We start from the raw sequence: 13,273 nt of genomic DNA, 5'->3' as shown, positions 1-13,273 counted from the left end.
CCCGTTTCCCGCCGTCGGGGATAGGGTCGCGTTCGGCGCCGCTGTGTGGAGCCCCGCCAACCAGTCAACCCGCCGACCACCACGCCGAGGAACCGCCCTGATGCCCACGCCCACCGCCATGCGACTGCTGCTGCCCTCCAACTCCTCCGCGCCCGGCCACGGCTACCTCGAACACGCCCGCGAGGCGATCACCCACCACCTGGACGGCGTGACGGAGCTGCTCTTCGTCCCCTTCGCACTGGCCGACCACGACGCCTACACCGCCAAGGCCGCCGCCTTCTTCACGAAGCTGGGCGTGCGGGTGCGCGGCGCACACACCGCCGCCGATCCGCGCGAGCTCGTCGCCTCCGCGCAAGCGGTGTTCACCGGCGGCGGCAACAGCTTCCGGTTGCTCAAGACGCTGCACGAACGCGGCCTGGTGGACGCCCTCGCCGAGCGGGTCCGCGCGGGCCTGCCCTACATGGGTTCCAGCGCCGGCACCAACATGGCCTGCCCGACGCTGCGCACCACGAACGACATGCCGATCGTCCAGCCGCCGTCCTTCACCACGCTCGGCCTGGTGCCCTTCCAGATCAACCCGCACTACCTGGACCCGGACCCGGCGAGCGCGCACATGGGCGAGACCCGTGAGGAGCGGATCACCCAGTTCCTGGAGGAGAACGACGTCCCGGTGCTGGGCCTGCGCGAGGGCACCTGGTTGCAGCGCACCGGCGACCGCCTGACCCTGCACGGACTGCCCGCCGGCGCCCGTCTGTTCCGCCGCGGCGCCGCCCCCGTCGAACACGCCCCGGGCGCCGACCTGAGCGCCCTCCTCGCCACCCGCGCGCAGTTCGACCACCGGGTCGGCTAGGGCGGGTCCCACAGCGACGCGGCCGGGCCGGTGCCTGGGGGTAGCGGGGGAAGGTGGAGGGGGTTCCAGGGCCGGCTGCCGGGCGCGACGGACCCGCGATTTCCGTGCCCCGCCGCGGATCGGGCCAAAGGAGCACTGGCGCACCGGAGTTCGAGGCGCTTCACTCCTGACCCATGAGACGACTGTTCCTCACGTTGTGCGCCGCTGCCGCCGGCCTGGTGCTGGGCGTGAGCCCGGCGACCGCCTCGGCGCCGCCCGCCGAGTTCGGCACCCACTGGCACGACCCGGTCACCGCCGGCCCACCGGTGCCCGTCCCCAACACCCCGTCCTGCCGAGTGACGGTCGCCGACACCGAGTTCCGCGACTTCACGCCGTACCGGGGCACCTACACGCCACCGGACACCTGCGGCCGGGGACACCGTTGGAACAAGGTCGTCCTCCGGCTCCAAGGCTCCGTGGCCGGGCGGCAGTTCGACCGCCTCGGCTATCTGCACATCGGCGGCGTGGAGGTCCTGCGCACCTCGACGCCCGAGCCCTCGCCGCAGGGCATCACCTGGAGGGTGGAGAAGGACGTCACGCGGTACGCCCCCACACTGCGCGCCCGGCAGCCCGTCGAGATGCTGATCGGCAACACTGTGGACGGCACCTACACCGGCGTCATCAAGGTCAAGGTGACGCTGACCTTCTACCTGGCGCAGGGCCGGGCGAAGCCGGCCAGCACTCCCGATCAGGTCCTCACCCTGCGCGGCGCCCACACCGAAGGCGGGGTGTACCAGGGGCAGTTGACCACCCCGCGCAACAGCGAGCGCATCGTCGCCGAGGTGTACGCCACCGGGTCGGGCGGCGGCTGCGAGGAGTTCTGGTACCTGACGGTGCCGGACGCGGCGCCGTACTCGTGCAAGGCCAAGGACGGCCCGTACCGCGAGGTGCAGGTGTCGGTGGACGGCAAACTGGCCGGCATCGCGGCGCCGTATCCGACCGTCTGGACGGGCGGTTGGTCCAACCCCTTCCTGTGGTACGTGATCCCCGGCCCGCGGGCCTTCGACGTCCGCCCGGTGGAGTACGATCTCACGCCCTTCGCCGGCCAGTTGAACGACGGGCGCCCGCACCGGATCGCCGTTTCGGTCGTCGGCGTGCCCGCGGGGCAGAGCGGCTGGAGCACCCCCGCCAACGTCCTGGTCTGGCAGGACGCCAAGGCCGCCCGGGTGACCGGGGCGCTGCTCACGAGCCGCGCGGGCGACCTCGTCAACAAGACGGCGTACCAGCCGGGCACCGAGCGCCGGCTGACGGCCGACGGCGGGCACTCCCTCACGGTCTCCGGATACCTCAACACCTCGCACGGGCGGGTCACCACGACCATCACCCGGAAACTGTCCGGGAGTTCGACGCACCGCTGGAACGCCGACGAATCGCTGGACGCGCTCCGGGCGCGCTGGCACGACGACGAAACGGTGACCGTCCGCGGCCGGGGGCCCGCGACCACCACCCGCGACCAGCGCACCCACACCATGGACGGCGCCACCACCATCGACGGCAACAACCGCCTGCGCACCACCATGACCATGGGCGACCGCGCCGACGGCGCGACCCTGCGCGGCGGACGGCGCACCGACTGGTCGCGGCTGGACGACACCTACACCGGCGACGCCGCCTACACCCAGAACGTGCCCCGCGACCAGCGCCACGCCACCGGCGTCTCCCGCGAGCGCTACCGCCTCCACGGCCCGGGCGCCTGCTACGACCACACCCTGGCCACGGCGCAGGGCGAGTTGACGGCGGACCGGCATGGCTGCTGAGCGGGGCGGCGGTCAGTCGTCGTCCGCTCCGCCCGCGAGGCGGCGCGCCGCGCGCCGGCCCGCGTAGCGCTCCCTGCGGTTGCCGATCCTGGCGAGCTCCTGTCGTTCCCGGCGGCAGGAGCGCACCCGGCAGCCCGCGCAGCAGGTGAAGCCGAACAGCAGCGCGCCCGGTACCCATCGGCAGCGGGTGTCGGCCTCCTCCCGGGTGGGGCTCGGCGGCAGATCGCAGGCGCCGTGCCGGTGATCGTGGACCGGCCGGGGGCGGTGCTCCGCGTAGCGCACCCACAGCGGTTTGGTCCTGTCCGTTCGGGACATCGCGTTCCTTCCGGAACCGCCGCCCGTTCTCCCGGACGTTCCGGGCGGGCGGCTAGGTTCGGGAGGTCCTCACTGTCACGAGGGCGGGCTCCTTCCTTGCGGGGGAAAACCGTTCAGGGTACCGGTGGGTGGCCGCGCCGCACAACGGCATTCAACGGCGGGCTCGTTGGCGCCCCGGAGGGTGTCGGGGCTCAGGGCGAGTGGACGCTCACGGGGCGTTGGTGTGGGTCAGGGTTTCCCAGCCGATGAAGTAGTTGGCCCCGAACGGGCTGTGCGCGGCCACGTACATCTGGGTCCGGGGCATCGGGAGGCCCTCCCGCACGTGGTACTCGTTGTAGGCGAGTTGGACCGTGGGTCCGAGGCCGGTCTTGAGCGTGCCGTTGCACAGCCAGTCCGGCACGCGCGCGCCGTTGGCGTACCCGGCGTGGAACTCCAGGGCCCGGACCAGGCGGTCGCGGCCCTCGGCCCACAGGTCCAGGCCCTGGAGCCGGGCGGTCTCGGCGGTCTGGGCGGCCGCCTCCAGCCCCCAGCCGGTGTGCCCGAGGTCGCGGCAGGTCTCCTGCGCGAGCCCGTTGCGGAAGGTCGACTGGCCCTGCCAGTACTTCACCAGTGCGGCCTTCCCGCTGATGCCCGCGCGCGGGGGCGGCACCGGAAGCGCGCCGTCCGACGTCAAGTAGACGTAGGCGGGCAGGCGTTGGCGCCACATGGTCGCGGCCCGGTCGAAGGTCTTGTGGTCGTCGAGGAAGACCGCGATGCCCATCAGCGCGTCGGTCTCGATCAGTTCCCAGTTGCCGTTCTTGCGCGGGCTGCCCGGCACCAGTTCGGGCAGGTAGGCGGTGCGCAGCATCGTGGCGAAGCGTTCGACGGAGGCGGCCGGCCAGCCCGCCCCGGTGTGCCGGATCAGCTCGCCGGCGCGGGCCCAGTTGTTGCCCGACCAGCCGGTCTGGAGCGGGGCGTTGGAGTTGGTGTGCCCCTTGATCGTTGCCGACCAGGCATCCATGATCTCGATCGCCTTGTCGGCGTACCGCCGGTCGTGGGTGAGGGCCCACTGGAGCGCGTCGGTGTACGCGGCCATCGAGTCGTCGCGCTCGTCGGAACAGCCGTGGTTGGGGTGCGAGCCGGAGCCGCACTCGACGGTGGCACGCGGTGTGGGCCGCCAGTCGAGGGCGGCGTAACGGCTGGCCCGTAGCTGCGCGTAGGCGGACCTCCACGGCTCGGCGCCGGCCGCCAGTCGCGAGCGGACGAAGGCCAACTGCCGGTCGCCGACGAGGACTCCGGGGTGCTGGAACGGCTTGGCCGTGGTCGCAGCCGCGGGCGCGGTGGGGCGGGCCGGGGTGGCGCCGGCGGGCGCGGTGGTGAGCGGGAGTAGCAGGGCGATGAGCGCGGCGCCGGCCAGGGAGGCCGTCACCGCCGTCGTGGTCCTTCGGCCCATCGGGGACCGTCCTCTCGGGAGCGGAGGGAGGGCGAGCGGGCGCCACGGAGCTGTTAGGAAACCTTCCTAACGCTCGCGACGAGGCGCATTGAAGCACCAACATGAGGGCATGCCAAGGGGGTTGGGTGGATCCATACCCAACCCCCTTGGCGGTGCGGCAGGTCGCCCACTCCCACTCGAACGCCCCCTGTGCGAGGGGGTGTTGATCAGGCGCCGACGTATGCGGCCAGATGCTCGCCCGTGAGGGTCTTGCGGGCCGCGACGAGGTCGGCCGGGGTGCCCTCGAAGACGACCCGGCCGCCGTCGTGGCCGGCGCCGGGGCCGAGGTCGATGATCCAGTCGGCGTGCGCCATCACCGCCTGGTGGTGCTCGACGACGATGACCGACTTGCCGGCGTCGACCAGCCGGTCGAGCAGGCCGAGCAGGTGCTCGACGTCGGCGAGGTGCAGGCCGGTCGTCGGCTCGTCCAGGACGTAGACGCCGCCCTTCTCGGCCATGTGCGTGGCCAGCTTCAGGCGTTGACGTTCGCCGCCGGAGAGCGTGGTCAGCGGCTGGCCGAGGGTGAGGTAGCCGAGGCCGACGTCGGCCATCCGCTGGAGGATCTTGTGGGCGGCCGGGATGCGCGCCTCGCCCGCGCCGAAGAACTCCTCCGCCTCGGCCACCGACATCGCCAACACCTCGGCGATGTCCCGCCCGCCGAGGGTGTACTCCAACACCGACGCGTCGAACCGCTTGCCCCCGCAGTCCTCGCAGGTGGTGGCGACGCCGGCCATCATCGCCAGGTCGGTGTAGAGGACGCCGGCGCCGTTGCACGTGGGGCAGGCGCCCTCGGAGTTGGCGCTGAACAGCGCCGGCTTGACGCCGTTGGCCTTGGCGAACGCCTTGCGGATCGGCTCCAGCAGCCCGGTGTAGGTGGCCGGGTTGCTGCGCCGGGAGCCGCGGATCGGGCTCTGGTCGATCGACACGACATCGGCGCCGGCCGGCACCGAGCCGTGCACCAGCGAGCTCTTGCCGGAGCCCGCGACGCCGGTGACCACGCACAGCACACCGAGCGGGAGGTCGACGTCCACGTCCTTTAGGTTGTGCGTCGCCGCGCCGCGGATCGGCAGCCGGCCGGTCGGCTTGCGGACGGCGTCCCGCACGGTGGCCCGGTCGTCCAGGTGGCGGCCGGTGCGGGTGCCGCTGGCGCGCAACCCCTCCACCGTGCCCTCGAAGCAGACCGTGCCGCCCTCCGTGCCGGCGCCGGGGCCGAGGTCCACGACGTGGTCGGCGATCGCGATGACCTCCGGCTTGTGCTCCACCACGAGAACGGTGTTGCCCTTGTCGCGCAGCCGCAACAGCAGGTCGTTCATGCGCTGGATGTCGTGCGGGTGCAGACCGGTGGTCGGCTCGTCGAAGACGTACGTCACGTCGGTCAGGGACGATCCCAGGTGGCGGATCATCTTCACGCGCTGCGCCTCGCCGCCGGACAGCGTGCCCGCGGGCCGGTCCAGCGAGAGGTAGCCGAGGCCGATCTCCACGAACGAGTCGAGGGTGTGCCGCAGCGAGCCCAGCAGCGGCGCCACCGACGGCTCGTCCAACGAGCGCACCCAGTCGGCCAGATCGCTGATCTGCATCGCGCAGGCGTCCGCGATGCTGACGCCCGCGACCTTCGAGGCGCGGGCCGCCGCGGTGAGCCGGGTGCCCTCGCACTCCGGACACACGGTGAAGGTGACCGCCCGGTCCACGAAGGCCCGGATGTGCGGCTGCATGCCCTCCCTGTCCTTGGCGAGCATCGACTTCTGGATCCGCGGGATCAGTCCCTCGTAGGTCATGTTGATGCCCGCGATCTTCATCCGGGTCGGCTCGCGATACAGGAAGTCCTGGAGCTCCTTCTTGGTGTACTTGCGGATCGGCTTGTCGGGGTCGACCAGGCCGGACTCGGTGTAGAGGCGGTAGTTCCAGCCGCCGGACTTGTAGCCGGGGACGGTCAGTGCGCCCTCGTTGAGGGAGAGCGAGTCGTCGTAGAGCTGGCTGAGGTCGAGGTCGGAGACCGCGCCCCGGCCCTCGCAGCGCGGGCACATGCCGCCGGTGATGCTGAAGCTGCGCCGCTCCTTCACCTTTTGCCCGCCGCGCTCCACGGTGACCGCGCCGGCGCCGCTGATCGAGGCCACGTTGAAGGAGTACGCCTTGGGCGAGCCGAGGTGCGGCGTGCCGAGCCGGCTGAAGAGGATGCGCAGCATGGCGTTGGCGTCGGTGGCGGTGCCGACGGTGGACCGCGGGTCGGCGCCCATCCGCTGCTGGTCGACGGTGATCACGGTGGTCAGTCCGTCGAGGACGTCGACCTCGGGGCGCGCCAGGTTCGGCATGAAGCCCTGCACGAAGGCGCTGTAGGTCTCGTTGATCAGCCGCTGCGACTCGGCGGCGACCGTGTCGAAGACCAGCGAGCTCTTGCCCGAGCCGGAGACCCCGGTGAACACCGTCAGCCGGCGCTTGGGGATCTCGATGCTGACGTCCTTGAGGTTGTTCTCGCGCGCGCCGTGCACGCGGATCATGTCGTGGCTGTCGGCGGCGTGCGGCGCGGACGCCGGGGCGTCCGTCCTCAAGGACGTGCTCATGCTGTCTCCAGGTGTGGGCGGGCCGCCTGTGCGACCTCCATCGACGACGCCAGTAGTGGTCTGTTCTGGTTCGGGCGCTATGTCGGATTCTGCTTGATGGGTGCGGTCTCGCGGCAACGGTAGCCGCGGTCCGGGCCCGCGGTGCCGGGTGGGGCGGGGTCGGCCCCCGCCTGGCACCGGTTGGTGATCGGCGCGGGCTCCCGCGCCGCGCCGTCCGCGCAGGTCGCGGCCGTGATCGCCGGACGGCTCAGCGGAGTTCGGCGACCTCGTTGATCCGGACCAGATTGCCCGCGGGGTCCCGGAAGGCGCAGTCGCGCACCCCGTACGGCTGCTCGATCGGCTCCTGGACGACCTCGGCGCCGCTGGCCTGGACCCGGGCGAAGGTGTCGTCGAGGTCGGCGGTGGCCAGGATGATGCGGGCGTAGCTGCCCTTGGCCATCAGCTCGGTGATGGTGCGGCGCTCGTCGTCGGTGAGGCCCGGGTCGACGGCCGGCGGCTCCAGGACGACGGACGTGCCGGGCTGGTCGGCGGGGCCGACCGTGATCCAGCGCATCGGGCCCTGCCCGACGTCCTTGCGGACCTCGAAGCCGAGGATGTCGCGGTAGAAGGCCAGGGAGGCGTCCGGATCGGTGTGCGGGAGGAAGGACGAGTGCAGCGTGATGTTCATGGTCGTCACGCTAGCCACGGCCCGGTCGACGGGGCTTCTCGAAAACTGATCGGTGGACGGGCGCCTCGTGGATGCGGGAAATGGGAGGTTTTGCGGCTTAAGTCGGAGATATTCCGTTTCACGGTACGAGGACGACGACCCCCAACCCCCGCGAGCGGGACGCCGCGGCCAGCGCGCCCGCGGGGTCGTCCAGGCCGACCGTCGTGACATCGAGCACCGAGAGGTCGAGGACGCCGCTGCGGATCATCGACCACAGCGCGAGCACCGTCGCCTTGCGGTACATCCACGACCCCCGCAGCGTCAGCCGTCGGTGCATGAAGTCGCCGTACGGGAGGGGCAGTTCCTGTCGCACCCCGCCGACCAGGACCCAGGTGCCGTCGGGGCGCACCGCGTCGTACCCGGCCATCGTCGGATCCGGGCTCGGCACCGCGCCCAGGGTGTCGATGACCGCGTCGACCGGTCCGGCGGCGGCCGCGATCGCCCGCCCGTCGGCCCCGCGGTCGCCGGTGAGCGGCACGGTCACCACGCGCCGGTCGAGGGCCGCCAACGCGTCCAGCGCGCCGCGGTTGCGACCGACCGCGACCACCGCCGCGGCGCCGCGGGCGAGCGCCACCAACACCGCCGCGGCCCCGAGTTGACCGGTCGCACCGACCACGGCGACGACCTGCCCGGCGCCCACCCCCGCCCGTTCGACGGCCTCGCCCGCGACCCCGAGCCACCCCAGGAACGCGAGCCGCTCCGGCGCCGGATAGGTCTCCGCCCCGGGCAGCGCGACCAGGGCCCGCTCCGGCTGCACCGCGCGCTCGGCGTACAGCCCGTCCCGCCACACCGCGCGGATGCGGTCGGTGGTCGGGGTGGCGCGCCCCTCGCCCCCGATCCCGGTCCACCCCAGCAGCGCCTCCTCCGGCCGGGCCGTCCGCCCGGACCGGAACAGCCCGTTGGCGATGACGACATCGCCCGGCCGCACCCCGAACACGTCGTCCGCCGTCGCCGTCACCCGCCCGATCCCGCCGGGCCCCAACACGATCGGCGTCGGGAACCCGCCGCGGCCGCCGGCCACCAGGGACTCGGTGTACGCGGGGAGCTGCGCGGCGAGCACGTCGAGCGTGGCGCCGCCGCCGCGCAGCGCGGGGTCGGGCAACTCCGCGAGCCGCAGCCCGCTTTCGGGTGTGGTCATCTGCCATGCCTTCATGGCCATCAGTGCACCGGACCCGGCGAGCGTCATCCAGAGGCGCCCGATCCTGGGACCGGGAGCACCAGGAGTGCCGGGAGCCCGGGAGGGGAAACGGCAGGACCAGAACTGGTCAACTCCTCACCAGGGCACGGGTGTTCCATCCCAGGAGAAGAACCCGCCCGTGGGCCCGTCGTCCGCCAGCAGCGCCAGGCGGACGGCGCCCCGGGCGGCCTCCGCCGGGTCCCCGTCGGACGCGGCGGCCCGTGGATTGAGGTCGGTGGCCCGGAGGCCGGGCGCGAGCGCGTTGACCTTGAAGCCCTCCGCCGCCAGCGTCTGCGCGTAGCAGACGGTCAGCGCGTTGAGGGCGGTCTTGGACGAACGGTAGGCGGCGGCCCCGCCACTGCCGGGCGCGAACTGCGGGTTGGGGTGCGTGCTCCAGGTCAACGAGCCGGTGCCGCTGGAGACGTTGACGATCCGCGGGTGCGGGGAGCGGCGCAGCACGGGCAGGAACGCGTTGGTCACCGCGACGACGGCGAACACATTGGTCTCGTACGTGCGCCGGAACTCCTCGACGGTGGCCCCGGTCGGCGGGACCAGCGTGGGAGCGATGCCCGCGTTGTTGACCAGCACGTCCAGCCGTTCCACCCGCGCCGCGGCCCGGGCGACGCTGTCGGCGTCCGTCACGTCGAGCACCAACAGGCGGGCGCCGCCGCCGACTTCCTCGACGGCCCGTTGCCCGCGTTCGGCGTCCCGGGACCCGACGTACACGGTGAGGCCCTCCGCGGCGAGTTGGCCGGCGATGTGGCGGCCGATGCCCTTGTTGGCTCCGGTGATCAGTGCGGTGCGCTCGTTCATGCCCGCTACGCTCCTCTGGCACGGATCGCCCTGCCAGGGACAACCTGTACCAGGCAGGGGGAGGGACCGCGGACGGCGATCGGCAGTCAGGAGGCGCGGTATGGCGCGACAGGAGCTGGCCCGCTTCCTACGGGACCGCCGGGCGGACCTGCAACCGCACGCGCTCGGCCTGCCGACCGACGCCCGTCGCCGGACACCGGGCCTGCGACGCGAGGAGGTCGCGGAGCTGGCCCACCTGTCCGTCGACTACTACACGCGGTTGGAACAGGCCCGCGGCCCCAGGCCGTCGCCCCGGATCCTGGACGGACTGGCCCGGGCGCTGCGACTGACCCCGGCCGAGCGCAGTCACCTGTTCCGCCTGGCCGGCACGCCCGCACCGCCGGGCACCAGCGCGCAGCGACGGGTCCGCCCGCACGTGTCCGGCCTGCTCCGACGCCTGCCGGAGACCGCCGCCCTGGTCACCGACGCGACCTACGGCGTCGTCGCCTGGAACCCGTTGGCCCAGGCACTGTTCGGCAACGACCTGGGGCGCGGCACCACGAACCTGGCCCGGCGCCGCTTCCTCGGACAGGGACCCGGCGTCGAGAGCTCCGGTGCCGAGGAGTTCGGACACCTCGTCGTGGCGCGGCTGCGCCGGGCCGCGGACCGCTATCCGCAGGACGCCCGACTCGCCGCGCTGCTTACCGAACTCCGGTCCGGCAGCGAGGAGTTCCGCCGGATCTGGGAAGCCCGCCCGATCCACGCACCCGGGCACCGCACCAAGACCCTGGCCCATCCCGTCGCGGGCACCCTGCGGTTGAACTGTGACGTCCTGCTCGTACCGGAGGACGACCAGGAGGTCGTCCTGGTCACGGCCGACCCCGGATCACCGTCCGCACGGGCCCTGCGCGGGCTCGCCAGGCACCTGCCCGCGCGCTGACCGGACGCGGGCGGCGCGGGGTGCCAGACACGGACGGCCACGCGGCCACGCAGTCGGGCAACGGGCCGCGCCGTCAGAAGCGCCCTAGGACTGGCGGCCGAGGTCGGGACCACGGCCGCGCGCGGTGAAGCGGGACGGCGGCAGCCCGAAGGCGCGGGTGAAGGCGGCGGTGAACGCGGCGGGCGAGGCGTAGCCGAGGCGCCCGGCGACCTCGCTGACGGTGCCGTCGCGCAGCCAGGGGACGGCCGCCAACAGGCGGGCACGGGCCCGCCAGACGGCCGGGCTGTCGCCGGTCTCCGAGCGGAAGCGCCGGGTGAAGGCCCGTTCGCTCATGGCCGTCCGCGCGGCCCAGGCGGCGTTGGTGACGGCGACATCGGGTGTGGCCAGGTACGCGCGGCAGAGCCCTGCCAGGTCGGGGGAGGGGGGAAGGGCGACGTGGAACGGCAGGGGGGCGCGCGCCGCGATCTCGTGGAGCAGGAGCGCGGCGATGCAGCCCTCTCGCCCGGAGGGGCCGTAGTCGACCTCGAACTCGACGGCGCTCAGCAGGAGTTCGCGGAGCAACGGCGGCACGTCCACCACCGTGCAGGTGGCCGGCCACCACGGCACGGCGTCCGGCTCGATGTAGAGGCTCCGGGTGCTCACCCCCAGCATCCGGACCCGGTGTGGGGTCGCCGCCGGAATCAGCACGGCCCGCTCGGGCGGGACGGTCCAGGTGCCCTCGGCGGTGTCGACCACCATCACCCCGGTGGCGCCGTAGAGGAATTGGGCGCGGCGGTGTTGGTGCCAGTCCAGGAGGTGGCCGGGTGGGTAATCGGTGCCGATCGGCAGGACGACCCGGTCGACGTGGTCGATGTCGTCCAGGGAGACGTTCTTCACCGGGCAACCGTACTGGCCGCGTACGGAGACGCGGGCCGGGTCGCGCGTTGGCCGGGACGCGCAAGAACCGTGCTGGTCTTCGCATGCGGGCACGGGGTCGGGACTGGTGGGGTGGGTTCCGTGGACGTTGTGGCATTGCTAGGGATCGGGCTCCTGACCGGAGTCACGACGGTGTTGTTCGGGTTCGGCGGAGGGTTCGTCGCGGTCCCGGTCGTGGTGTGGGCGGACGCCGCGCTCGGCGGGGACGCGATGCGGGTGGCGACGGCCACCTCGGCGCTGGTGATGGTGGTCAACGCGGGCTTCGCGACGGCCGTCACACCGCGGCGGGTGCTCGCCACCCTCCGCGGCAGTCGGGCGCTGCTCCTGCTGCTGGCGGTCGGCGCCGCCGTCGGCGCCCTCGCCACCCGCCTCGCCCCGGCCGATCTGGTCCGTTGGGCGTTCGTCGGGTACATCGCCCTCACCATCGTCGACCTGCTCCTGCGCCCGGGCTTCCTGCGCCCGCCCGCCCGGGTCGAGGCGGCCGACGGCGCGCCGCGGCCGATGCCGGCCGTCCTCGGCGCGCCGGTCGGAGCGGTCGCCGCCTTCCTGGGCGTCGGCGGCAGCGTCATGACCGTGCCCGCGCTGCGGCGGGCCGGGCACACGATGCGGGTGGCGACCACGTTGGCCAACCCCCTCACGCTCGCCATCGCGCTCCCGGCCACCGTGGTCTCGCTCGCCGGCGCCACGGTCACCACCGCTGCCGATGCGCATCGACATCTGGTGGGCCTCGTCGACCCGCTCTCCGCCGCGGCGTTGCTGCTGGGGGCGCTACCGGTGATCGCGGTGCTGCGCCGCCGCCCGCCGCGCATCCCGGACCGCCTCTATGCCTGGGCGTACATCGGCCTGTTGGCCGTGGTGGCGGTGGCGATGCTGCTGGCGGGCTGACGCGGACCGGCCAGGCAGTGGGTGGCTGCCGGTGCCTGGCGGTCCGGCCGTCGAGTCGCCGGTGCACCCCTGCACTCACCCGCACACCCGTCAATTCCCCGATTACACCGACTTCTCCGGTTTTTTGACGCGCTGCTGACGTTCTTTCAGCGGCAACCGGGCATGGAGGCGCCGGGGAAGGCTGCCGAGAGCCGGCAATGACGGGCCGCGGTCCGCGCGACGATGATGGTGCACCGGGGGATGCGGAGGACGGCCCCGGTGCCGGATGTCGGCAGTCATGCTGAGCGCCGGGCCCGTCTCCTCAACTGCCGTGTAACCGCGGCGGGATGGGAAGCGCACGGTGCGACGCGGGAAGGCCGACATGGGAACGTTGATGTCGGCCGCCGCTGCCTTCCCCACCCTCTTCTTCACCTCGGCCCTCCTGGTGGCGGTGGCGTTCTGGCTGCTGGTCGCCGTGGGACTGGTGGACTCCGGCAGCTTCGACGCGGACCTGGACGCCGTGGCCTGGGGCGTGGGCGGGGTTCCGGTCGCGGCCGCGTGCACGGTGCTGGCCGTGCTGGCCTGGGGCGTATGCCTGGCCGGGACGGTGTTGTTGGTGCCGCGGGTCCCGCCGGGGGCCAGTCAGATGCTGGTGCGCCTGGGCGTGTTGGTCGTCGCGGTGCTCGCCGCCTGGCCCGGAACCCGGCTGCTGCTACGGCCGTTCCGCGCGCCCGTGCCCGGTCGGCCCGGTGCCGAGCCCGCCGCTCGGACAGTCACCGGGTCGCACCGTCAGTAGCCGCATGCCTGGCGGGCCGCGGGTCGGCCGTCCCGGTCGACGGGGAGCGACGGAGCGTCACCCAACACAGTCGCACCCCCACTCTCCGTGAAC

The 13,273-nt window shown here is 73.1% G+C and carries 12 protein-coding genes; 5 read left to right on the top strand and 7 right to left on the bottom strand.

What is annotated here, in order from left to right; genetic code table 11:
- Positions 1–118 precede the first annotated feature (118 nt).
- Positions 119–850: a dipeptidase PepE gene (pepE, locus tag PV796_RS04205; protein ID WP_274918857.1), complete on the top strand. Its 732-nt coding sequence runs from the start codon at positions 119–121 to the stop codon at positions 848–850.
- A 173-nt stretch (positions 851–1,023) separates the two neighbouring features.
- On the top strand, positions 1,024–2,646 hold the full coding sequence (locus tag PV796_RS04200) for a peptide-N4-asparagine amidase (protein ID WP_274911512.1): 1,623 nt from the start codon (positions 1,024–1,026) through the stop codon (positions 2,644–2,646).
- Positions 2,647–2,658: 12 nt separating this feature from the next.
- Here the strand turns inward: PV796_RS04200 and PV796_RS04195 are convergent, their stop codons facing one another.
- From PV796_RS04195 to PV796_RS04170, 6 genes are all read right to left on the bottom strand, one after another.
- On the bottom strand, positions 2,659–2,961 hold the full coding sequence (locus tag PV796_RS04195) for a hypothetical protein (protein ID WP_274911511.1): 303 nt from the start codon (positions 2,959–2,961) through the stop codon (positions 2,659–2,661).
- Positions 2,962–3,169: 208 nt separating this feature from the next.
- Complete coding sequence (locus PV796_RS04190; protein WP_274911510.1) at positions 3,170–4,393, bottom strand: alginate lyase family protein; 1,224 nt, start codon at positions 4,391–4,393, stop codon at positions 3,170–3,172.
- A gap of 206 nt (positions 4,394–4,599) precedes the next feature.
- Positions 4,600–6,990 carry an excinuclease ABC subunit UvrA gene (locus PV796_RS04185; RefSeq protein ID WP_274911508.1) on the bottom strand — a complete coding sequence of 797 codons (2,391 nt, stop codon included), beginning with the start codon at positions 6,988–6,990 and terminating at the stop codon, positions 4,600–4,602.
- A 247-nt stretch (positions 6,991–7,237) separates the two neighbouring features.
- Positions 7,238–7,657 (bottom strand): VOC family protein, encoded by a 420-nt coding sequence (locus tag PV796_RS04180; protein WP_274911507.1) that lies wholly within the window; start codon positions 7,655–7,657, stop codon positions 7,238–7,240.
- 118 nt (positions 7,658–7,775) lie between these two features.
- A complete protein-coding gene (locus PV796_RS04175; protein ID WP_274911506.1) occupies positions 7,776–8,834 on the bottom strand; it encodes a zinc-binding dehydrogenase in 1,059 nt (352 codons plus the stop codon).
- 135 nt (positions 8,835–8,969) lie between these two features.
- A complete protein-coding gene (locus tag PV796_RS04170) occupies positions 8,970–9,686 on the bottom strand; it encodes an SDR family oxidoreductase (RefSeq protein ID WP_274911504.1) in 717 nt (238 codons plus the stop codon).
- 100 nt (positions 9,687–9,786) lie between these two features.
- Here PV796_RS04170 and PV796_RS04165 point away from each other — a divergent pair, with 100 nt between their 5' ends.
- Positions 9,787–10,605, top strand: a complete 819-nt coding sequence (locus tag PV796_RS04165; RefSeq protein ID WP_274911503.1) for a helix-turn-helix transcriptional regulator — start codon at positions 9,787–9,789, stop codon at positions 10,603–10,605.
- A gap of 84 nt (positions 10,606–10,689) precedes the next feature.
- Here the strand turns inward: PV796_RS04165 and PV796_RS04160 are convergent, their stop codons facing one another.
- Positions 10,690–11,481: an AraC family transcriptional regulator gene (locus PV796_RS04160; protein ID WP_274911502.1), complete on the bottom strand. Its 792-nt coding sequence runs from the start codon at positions 11,479–11,481 to the stop codon at positions 10,690–10,692.
- A gap of 120 nt (positions 11,482–11,601) precedes the next feature.
- Here PV796_RS04160 and PV796_RS04155 point away from each other — a divergent pair, with 120 nt between their 5' ends.
- Complete coding sequence (locus tag PV796_RS04155; protein ID WP_274911500.1) at positions 11,602–12,405, top strand: sulfite exporter TauE/SafE family protein; 804 nt, start codon at positions 11,602–11,604, stop codon at positions 12,403–12,405.
- Positions 12,406–12,766: 361 nt separating this feature from the next.
- Positions 12,767–13,180, top strand: a complete 414-nt coding sequence (locus PV796_RS04150) for a hypothetical protein (protein ID WP_274911499.1) — start codon at positions 12,767–12,769, stop codon at positions 13,178–13,180.
- Positions 13,181–13,273 lie beyond the last annotated feature (93 nt).

The sequence above is a fragment of the Streptomyces sp. WZ-12 genome (genome assembly GCF_028898845.1).
In the GTDB taxonomy this organism is placed as follows: domain Bacteria; phylum Actinomycetota; class Actinomycetes; order Streptomycetales; family Streptomycetaceae; genus Streptomyces.
The sequence above is the reverse complement of the archived record's forward strand: the minus strand, read 5'-3'. Positions and strand labels throughout refer to the sequence as shown.